Raw genomic sequence first — 286 nt, forward strand, 5'->3', positions numbered from 1 at the left:
AGCTCTTCTTTCATTCTTGCCCACATACTTTCACAGCGTGCATTATCATGACATCTTCCACCGGCACTGTTCATGCTTTGAATGATCCCATATTTCTTTACAGCAGCTCGGTACTCTTCGCTTGTATACTGACTGCCCCTGTCCGAATGTATGATACAGCCTTTTATATCAGGATATGATTTGTTTGCGTTTTCAAGAGTATGGCAGCAGAGCGAAGCTCTCATATTATCTTCAATAGCTATCCCCAGCGGCATCAGATCAAAGCAGTCAAATATCGCTGAAACAT

General features: G+C 42.7%; 1 protein-coding gene. It reads right to left on the minus strand.

Annotated elements, in window-relative coordinates:
* Positions 1-286, minus strand: a 286-nt coding sequence (locus DW938_RS15215) for a DDE-type integrase/transposase/recombinase (protein WP_242992567.1), incomplete at both ends; no start/stop codon positions are given.

This window comes from Ruminococcus sp. AM43-6, assembly GCF_003461785.1.
Taxonomy (GTDB): domain Bacteria; phylum Bacillota; class Clostridia; order Oscillospirales; family Ruminococcaceae; genus Hominimerdicola; species Hominimerdicola aceti.